Here is a 2,780-nt window from a genome sequence, read left to right as displayed (position 1 = left end):
CGACGGCAGGCACATCCGACCGGCCGGCTGTCGCTGAACCTACTTTTTCAACAGATTCGGCCAGAAGAGGACATTTGCCTGCGTCATGTTACGAGGTAATCCACACCAAAGCCTTTGCTAAGACCTGAAACGATGGGAGGCCATGGAACCATATAGCTCGGAGAGTACCTGGCACGGCTGAGCGATATAGTGCAATTCCCTGAGTGCGACGATGTAGCAGCACCTACTCGGTGGTTCAGTAACTATAGAGCGTTGAATTGAGCAAGCGCTCGGCACAACCATATAGCGAAATGATATTACTCTGCCATTAGCGAGTGCTAGCGTTGGATTGATCTTCTATGCGAGCAGGGAGCCAGCAATGCCGAGACCACTTAATAGAGTTGGCGCAATGTTTGTCTTCACTTATTCTATATCTGCCAGCCTATTTGTCGAGGCTGCGAAAGAAAATGAAAGCGAGCAGGAAAGGAAATATTTACTACGCAATCAATTTATCCAAGATAATCAACCAGAACAAGCTGCTTATCCCATTGAGGGGGTTTCTCTCGGCCAGGGTTGGGATTTAGTTACCGGGCGTAGAACTCAAGGCACCTGTATCGAGGGCGGAAGTGAAGTTGAAATTCCCGGTTCTAGCAGCACTACACAATACAAATATTTGTTTGATCGTGAGCAAATCTATAACTCCTTGGGGTTAACAGCATCGGCATCGTATGGTGGCTTTGGATGGAGTGCCTCGGTTAGCACATCGTTCTCAGAGACATCACTTGCAGACCGTGCGAGAACGAGAATTCTATCTACTACTTTAGTAGACAAGGGGGGAATCCAAATATCTCCCTCCCCTGAGCGGATGTTTGGAATCAGATTATCCGATCAGGCGGGAAAATTATTAGACAATGCAGGAGGAGCAGATAAGTTCAGAAAACTTTGCGGGGATGGCTTTGTTCTGGCAATTCGTCGGGGAGGACAGCTTGATGTTATATACGAACTGAAGACCGCACTATCCGAATACTCATCTGCGTTTAATTTATCCATGTCTGCCAGTGGCTACGGCGCCTCGGCAAACATGACGCTGGATAAGACGCGGCGAGACACCCTAAATAGCGATGACACAAGCATACGATTAGTGCAAAGCGGTGGAGTACTTTCCAGCCCTACCACTAAAGAAAGTCTTGTAGCGAAGATTGAGAACTATCCAAATTTCGAGAAAGGAGCGGCAGCGCCCTACCGAATTGTCGTCTGGCCGTATTCAATGCTACCGAACTGGAAGTCGGGCTCCAAGTCGTTGTCACTTATGAATGCGCGCGCATTTTTTATGCGATACCAAAGACTGATGGATCTTTCTGCTCTTTACACAGACTCCCAGCTTAGGAGTGATTTGTACTATTTCCCATTCTATCCCGGCGGAAAAAAATCATCGGCGCTCACGAAACAAGCTACGTTACTTCGAGCAGCAGCACGCTGTTATGAGACATTAATCTCTGACTGCATGAAATACGGGAAGTGCTCGTTCGAGCTGAATCAAGTCGAACAGTGCAAGCTGGAAAGCGGCGATGCAGACTTTACTTATAATGATAGGTTTGCGATCAACTCTCTGGTTTATGGAGCCGGCATGGCTAGGCTTGCTTTAAGCAAGTCCGCCAGAAGGGATGGAGTGAGTGTGGATGCGCTTAAATTTGAAAGCATTGATGACAGCTTGGCCATTATGCTGAATAGTGGCGAGGTATTCAAATCCATAGGAGTGGCCGATAGCAGTGTAAATTTCAAAGACTCCGAATGGATAAAAAAATCAGGCACAGATCTTTATTATGCTCTTCTTGCAAATGCACCCATGAAACGAATGCAATTAGAGGACAAGGATGGCAAACCCACTTTGGCGAAGGCCGGGGATGAATCTCGGGATGCTTTAACTCTATGCGAAGGAGGCGCGTACAAAGGCAAGTGCATACTGGATGGTGACCAATACTATAAAGCGCTGTTTGATTCCGAAACTCAGCACAAACAAAATGCAATGAACATACTATCGACATGGGTATTACAGGTTCGACTACTGCCGCTTTCGCAGGCCTTCTGTGCGCAGTCATTGATGCACCCCATGTGCAGGTCGCCTGAGCAGCTAATAGAATACCTGCCTCAGGAGGCCAATTTTACTGTTGGTGCAGATGCTAACTTTGTTGCGCAGACGCCAACTCCGCCTCCTACCCCTGTACGCCCCCCGAAGCTTCCACCCAGAGAGCCAATTGATCGTCCCTGCCCCCCTAGTATCTGCCTTTAATTAAATCAGAATCCCTCAACGGGGATTCTGATGGCACTCCCTTATTCAGCTAACAACCAGCCATGTGCCAGCCTCGCCCCTGGCCTCGTGCTTGAATACACCTCTGCTGCCGCTGGGAGCAGTCGCAAATATTAACCCCTGCAAATACGCGATCTTTTCGCCAGAGTGGGAATTTAGAACTACTCCGGAGGTGGTTACCTGAATCCAGGTTCCGGATTGTGCTTTTAACCATCCGCCCGGGTCGGATCGCCATGTATCATCATTCTTCATATGAATCCCTTCAGGGTGATCCTGAGTTGTAACTGTACAACGAATTGCTAATTCTGAGTTTGGCATGATGCACCTTGATATGGCTGTCGGCTGACATTCTGCTTATTGAAGCAGCTTATATAAGCTAGCCGATTTAAATTGTATTGGTGTGGCAAATATCTACTTGTGCCGGGCAGCTACGATCTGGCCTAGATCACCACGATGGATGGTTTCGCCCTTCGGTAAACCGAGCGACGGCTCT

At 48.2% G+C, this 2,780-nt stretch carries 1 protein-coding gene; it reads left to right on the top strand.

The features are described 5' to 3' along the window. Positions 1–388: 388 nt before the first annotated feature. The gene (locus tag N5D30_RS25985) at positions 389–2,269 is read left to right on the top strand and encodes a hypothetical protein (protein WP_279911330.1); all 1,881 of its coding nucleotides are present in this window, start codon (positions 389–391) and stop codon (positions 2,267–2,269) included. Positions 2,270–2,780 lie beyond the last annotated feature (511 nt).

It is taken from the genome of Pseudomonas sp. GD03875 (assembly GCF_029840585.1).
GTDB lineage: Bacteria > Pseudomonadota > Gammaproteobacteria > Pseudomonadales > Pseudomonadaceae > Aquipseudomonas > Aquipseudomonas paralcaligenes.
The sequence above is the reverse complement of the archived record's forward strand: the minus strand, read 5'-3'. Positions and strand labels throughout refer to the sequence as shown.